The sequence below is a fragment of the Streptomyces sp. NPDC096012 genome (assembly GCF_040426375.1).
Classification (GTDB): Bacteria; Actinomycetota; Actinomycetes; order Streptomycetales; family Streptomycetaceae; genus Streptomyces.
This window is the reverse complement of record NZ_JBEOTD010000081.1, coordinates 1-5,322: the sequence shown is the minus strand read 5'-3', so window position 1 is coordinate 5,322 and position 5,322 is coordinate 1. Positions and strand designations below refer to the sequence as shown.

Here is a 5,322-nt window from a genome sequence, read left to right as displayed (position 1 = left end):
GGGGCGCGGCCCCCCCGGACCCCCCGAACTCCCGGCCCCCCGAGCTCCCGGCCCCCTGAGCTCCCGGCCCCCCGAGCTCCCGGCCCCCCGAGCTCCCGGCCCCCCGAACTCCGGGCCCCTCGGCCCCCCGACCGTCCCCGTCCAGCGGACTCCGGACCCGAGTCCCGCCCACCGGACCCCCCGGGCGCCGGCCCCCGGCCCCGTGCCCCCGGCCCCCCTCTTGTGACGGTCGTGGAACACAGTTGACGGCGATCACACACGTTCGTCGGTTAGTGTCACCGGATGCTCGATGCCAACCGCTCTGGCACCGCCACGGCCTCTCCGCCAACCGCCCCCGACTTCGCCGGCCCCGTCGCCCCGCTGCGGCGCGGCGGCGTCACCGCCCGCTGCGTGAGAGTGCTGCTGTCCCCGTACGCCCGGCTGTCGCTGCTGCTGGCGCTGCTCGGGGGCGCTGCCGCCTGCGTGCTGCTGTTCGAGCCGCAGCAGTTGCTGACCCACGGGTGGACGGCCCAGCTCGGCGGCGCCGCGGCGGCCCTCGTCTTCGCGGTGGCGTACGGGCTGTGCACCATGGCGTTCGTACCGCGCCCCCTGCTGAACCTGGCGGCGGGTGCGCTGTTCGGCTCGCAGCTGGGGCTGGCGACGGCACTGGCGGGCACGGTGCTCGGGGCGGGGCTGGCCTTCGGCCTGGGCCGCCTCCTCGGCCAGGAGGCGCTGCGCCCGCTGCTGCGGGGCCGCTGGCTCAGGGCCGCCGACGGGCAGCTCAGCAGGCACGGGTTCCGCTCGATGATGGTGGCCCGGCTCTTCCCCGGGGTGCCGTTCTGGGCGGCGAACTACTGTGCCGCCGTCTCCCGTATGGGCTGGCTGCCCTTCCTGCTGGCCACGGCTCTCGGCTCGATCCCGAACACGGCCGCCTACGCGGTCGCCGGCGCCCGGGCCTCCTCGCCGACCTCCCCCGCCTTCCTGATCGCGATGGCGTGCATCGCCGTGCCGGCACTCGTGGGCACGGTGGTGGCCTGGCGCAAACGCCACTGCCTGCGGGGCCGCTGAGCCCGTGCCCCGGGGCCTGCACGGCGTTTCCGTCTGCCGCGCTCCGGGCGACGACGCGAATCGTCGGACGGGCCCCAGGCGCGGTCACAGCCCTTCGAGGATCATCGCGTTGGCGAGACCACCCGCCTCGCACATGGTCTGCAGGGCGTAGCGGGCGCCGCGCTCGCGCATCGCGTGGACCAGGGTGGTGGTCAGCCGGGTGCCGCTGGCGCCGAGCGGGTGGCCGAGGGCGATGGCGCCTCCGTGCACGTTGACCCTGGCGAGATCGGCGCCGGTCTCCTGCTGCCAGGCGAGCACCACGGCGGCGAACGCCTCGTTGATCTCGACCAGGTCGATGTCGTCCAGGGTCAGTCCCGCCCGGCGCAGCACCTTCTCCGTGGCGGGTATGACGCCCGTGAGCATCAGCAGCGGGTCGGAGCCCGTCACGGCGAAGCTGCGCAGACGGGCCAGCGGGCGCAGGCCGAGGCGGGCCGCCGTCTCGCCGGAGGTGATCAGGACGGCGGAGGCGCCGTCGTTGACGGGGCTCGCGTTGCCCGCCGTGACGTTCCACTCGATCTGCGGGAAGCGCTCGGCGAACCCGGGGTCGTGGTAGGCGGGCTTGAGGCCGGCCAGGATCTCCGGGGTGCTGCCGGGCCGTACGGACTCGTCGCGGGCGACGCCGTCCAGCGGGGCGACCTCCGCGTCGAACAGGCCCGCCTCCCAGGCGGCGGCGGCCCGGTGGTGCGAGGAGACCGCGAACTCGTCCATCCGGGCGCGCGTAAGGGACCACTTGGCGGCGATCAGTTCGGCGCTGATGCCCTGCGGGACCAGGCCCTCCGGGTAGCGCTCGGCGACACCGGGCCCGAACGGGTCCGTGCTCGCGGGCACGTTGGACCACATCGGCACCCGGCTCATGGACTCGACACCGCAGGCGACGACCAGGTCGTAGGCGCCCGAGATGACCCCCTGCGCGGCGAAGTGCACGGCCTGCTGGGACGAGCCGCACTGGCGGTCGACGGTGGTCGCCGGGACGGTCTCGGGGAGGCCGGCGGCGAGGACGGCGTACCGCGTGGTGTTCATGGCCTGCTCGCCGACCTGGTCGACCGTGCCGCCGATGACGTCGTCGATCAGCACGGGGTCGACGCCGGAGCGCTCGACCAGGGTGCGCAGGGTGTGCGCGAGGAGCTGGACGGGGTGGACGTGGGCGAGGGAGCCGTTCGGCCTGCCCTTGCCGATGGGGGTGCGTACGGCTTCGACGATGACTGCGTCGCGCATGGTGCGGGCCTCCTTGGCCGTCCGGCCGCCCGGCCCGGGAACGGCACGGCGCATGCGCGACCGAGCGGGAGTTGCCGGGCGGAGCCGCTAGGGGAGCTACCGGTGTGGGAGCTACCAGTGCTGGAACCACCGGTGAGTAGGAATTCCAAACTCACCATAGCGCGGTGAGTTGGAAAAACAAACCCTCCTCTAGACTGGCCGCATGGCCGCCACGAAGGACCCGCGCCCCTGCTCGATCGCCGACGCCCTCGCGGTGGTCGGCGAGAAGTACTCCCTGCTCGTCCTGCGGGAGGTCTGCCTGGGCAACGGCCGCTTCGACCAGCTCGTGCGCAACACCGGCGCCCCGCGCGACATCCTGGCCACCCGGCTGCGCCGGCTCGTGGACGCCGGGATCCTGGTCAAGCGGGTCTACAGCGAGCGCCCGCAGCGCTTCGAGTACCGGCCCACACAGGCGGGCCTGGAGCTGGAGCCGGTCCTGATGACCCTCAAGGAGTGGGGCGACCGTCACGTCCGCAAGGGCGCCGACCTGCCCATGGCCGTCGAGCACTCCTGCGGCAACGAGCTGGTGCCGGTGGTCACCTGCCGCGCCTGCGGCGACCCCGTGCGCCACGAGGACCTGACGGCCCATCCGCAGGCCCCCGGCTGGACGGTCACGGGGCCGGCCGCGGCCTGACGAACGCCGTACCGCCCTGCCCGTGGAGCGCCCAACCCCCGTGTCCGCGCTGCCACTCCGGGCCGCTACCCTGCCTCCGTCACATGATCATCACTTCTCCCCTCAGCACTTGGACGCCCTACCTCCATGTCTTGGTTTGAATCCCTCGTCCTCGGACTCGTCCAGGGGCTGACCGAGTTCCTGCCCGTGTCCTCCAGCGCGCATCTGCGCCTGACCGCGGCGTTCTCGGGCTGGAAGGACCCCGGGGCCGCCTTCACGGCGATCACGCAGATCGGCACGGAGGCCGCGGTCCTGATCTACTTCCGCAAGGACATCGGCCGGATCATCTCCGCCTGGTCCCGCTCGCTCTTCGACAGGACGATGCGGCGGAACCACGACGCCCAGATGGGCTGGCTGGTGATCGTGGGATCGATCCCGATCGGGGTGCTGGGCGTGACGCTCAAGGACCAGATCGAGGGCCCGTTCCGCGATCTGCGGGTCACCGCCACCATGCTCATCGTCGTCGGCGTGGTCATCGGCATCGCCGACCGGCTGGCGGCGCGGGACGAGACCGGCGGCCGGCACCGGGCGCCCAAGCAGCGCAAGACGCTGGAGAGCCTCGGCGTCAAGGACGGGCTGATCTTCGGCCTGTGCCAGGCCTGCGCCCTCGTCCCCGGGGTCTCGCGCTCCGGAGCGACCATCAGCGGCGGCCTGTTCATGGGCTACAGGCGTGAGGCCGCGGCCCGTTACTCCTTCCTGCTGGCAGTCCCCGCCGTGCTCGCCTCGGGTGCCTTCGAGGTGAAGGACTCGGTGAGCCAGGGTCATGTGGGCTGGGGCCCGACCCTGTTCGCGACGGCGATCGCGTTCGCCTCGGGATACGCGGTCATCGCCTGGTTCATGAAGTGGATCTCCAACAAGAGCTTCATGCCGTTCGTCTGGTACCGGATCGCCCTCGGCATCGTCATCATCGCCCTGGTCAGCGCCGGCGTGCTGAGCCCGCATGCGGCGGAGTCGGCGGGCTGACCGCAGCCGCGGGACGGTGCCGGCGACCGACGGGCCGCCCCCGGACCTCGCCGGACGCCGACACCCGGAGCGGCCAACTCCCCGTCCGGCGCGTCGCCGCCCGCCCCGGTTTCGGACATCTCCCGCCCGCCCGGCGTCCCGGCGCCGGGCCGGGTCCCCGCCGGCCGGCCCGGCGAGCCCTCCGCAGCCGCCGCGGCCTGCGGTTCCCGTGCCTTCACCGGTGGCGTAGGCGGCTGTCCGGGCCGGTACTCCGGTGCCACGACCGCCTTCTTCCGCCTTCCTCCACACGGCGGTGGGCACGGCGAGCGCGTTCCGGACCTGGAGGGACCGAGGCGACCGCCCTGGACCGGACCGGGTCCGGCGGTGACCGACCCCCTACCTTCTTGTAGCGACGCGGTAGCGCAGTGTCAGTGCTTACCCCTAGGCTGGTCCGCATGTCCCCCGATTTCATGCCCCCTGGCTCCGTGCGCTCTGCCGCCGAGGTGAACGAGCAGATCCGGGCGCTGTGGATGCGCGCGGCCGGCACCCTGTCGGCACAGGAACGCGCGGAGTACGAACTGCTGGTGGTCGAGTGGGCCGAGGCGATCCGCGGAGCGGTCATCGAGGCGGCCTGAGACCGACGGCACCCCCGGGGGCGGCCGGGACCCGATGCCGGACGCACCGCCCCCTTTCCGCATCCGGACACGCGACCTGTCTCCCGATGTCGGGCGCGCCTCTTGGCTCAGGGCCCCGCATGCCCAACACTGTGCCGATGACGCAGCGTGCGGAGCTAGCGACCGTGTTGGACCGGCTGGCCGTGGACGAACTGATCACCGAGTACGCCGCGGCGGTGGACGACGGTGACTGGACGGCGTACCAGGCGCTGTTCACGGCGGACGGGCGGGCCGACTACCGTTCGGCCGGCGGCATCGAGGGCGATGCGGGTCAGATCGCCGGATGGCTCGCCGAGAACCTGTCCCTGTTCGCCATGCGACAGCATCTGATCGTCAACCGCCGCCTGCGGTTCGGCTTCCTGGACCACGACACCGGTGACACGGCCCGGGTTCGGGCCGACTACGTGAATCCGATGCGGTTCACGGGCGACGGCGGCGCGACCGCCCCGGACCTGGTGTGCGGTGGCCGCTACGACTTCGGGCTGCTGCGCACGCGGGACGGCTGGCGGCTGCGCGAGGTCGTCGTCCACGAGAAGTGGCGCCGGCTGCCCGACCGCGACCCGGCCGCCGTGACGGGATGAGAGCGGGGCGCCGCCGGGATCCCCGGCGGCACGGGCCACCTCGCGCCGCACGGCGCACGGCGGGCGGGCGGCCGGGCGGCGGGCGGCGGCGGGGGGCGGGGGCCGCCGGCGG

At 73.5% G+C, this 5,322-nt stretch carries 6 protein-coding genes; 5 read left to right on the top strand and 1 reads right to left on the bottom strand.

Going from position 1 to position 5,322, the window contains the following annotated elements:
* The first annotated feature begins 282 nt into the window (after positions 1 to 282).
* Positions 283 to 1,047, top strand: a complete 765-nt coding sequence (locus ABVB68_RS36385; protein WP_353605505.1) for a TVP38/TMEM64 family protein — start codon at positions 283 to 285, stop codon at positions 1,045 to 1,047.
* Between the two features lie 84 nt (positions 1,048 to 1,131).
* Here ABVB68_RS36385 and ABVB68_RS36380 read toward each other — a convergent pair whose 3' ends face one another.
* Positions 1,132 to 2,301, bottom strand: coding sequence for a thiolase family protein (locus ABVB68_RS36380; RefSeq protein ID WP_353605504.1), 1,170 nt, complete (start codon positions 2,299 to 2,301; stop codon positions 1,132 to 1,134).
* A gap of 202 nt (positions 2,302 to 2,503) precedes the next feature.
* On the opposite strand from ABVB68_RS36380, the gene ABVB68_RS36375 reads away from it, so the two are divergent.
* The 4 genes from ABVB68_RS36375 to ABVB68_RS36360 all read left to right on the top strand — a co-directional run bounded on the left by ABVB68_RS36375 (position 2,504) and on the right by ABVB68_RS36360 (position 5,210).
* A complete protein-coding gene (locus tag ABVB68_RS36375; protein WP_353605503.1) occupies positions 2,504 to 2,974 on the top strand; it encodes a winged helix-turn-helix transcriptional regulator in 471 nt (156 codons plus the stop codon).
* Positions 2,975 to 3,100: 126 nt separating this feature from the next.
* Complete coding sequence (locus ABVB68_RS36370; protein WP_353605502.1) at positions 3,101 to 3,976, top strand: undecaprenyl-diphosphate phosphatase; 876 nt, start codon at positions 3,101 to 3,103, stop codon at positions 3,974 to 3,976.
* 434 nt (positions 3,977 to 4,410) lie between these two features.
* Positions 4,411 to 4,590, top strand: coding sequence for a hypothetical protein (locus ABVB68_RS36365; protein ID WP_353605501.1), 180 nt, complete (start codon positions 4,411 to 4,413; stop codon positions 4,588 to 4,590).
* 137 nt (positions 4,591 to 4,727) lie between these two features.
* The gene (locus ABVB68_RS36360; protein ID WP_353605500.1) at positions 4,728 to 5,210 is read left to right on the top strand and encodes a nuclear transport factor 2 family protein; all 483 of its coding nucleotides are present in this window, start codon (positions 4,728 to 4,730) and stop codon (positions 5,208 to 5,210) included.
* Positions 5,211 to 5,322 lie beyond the last annotated feature (112 nt).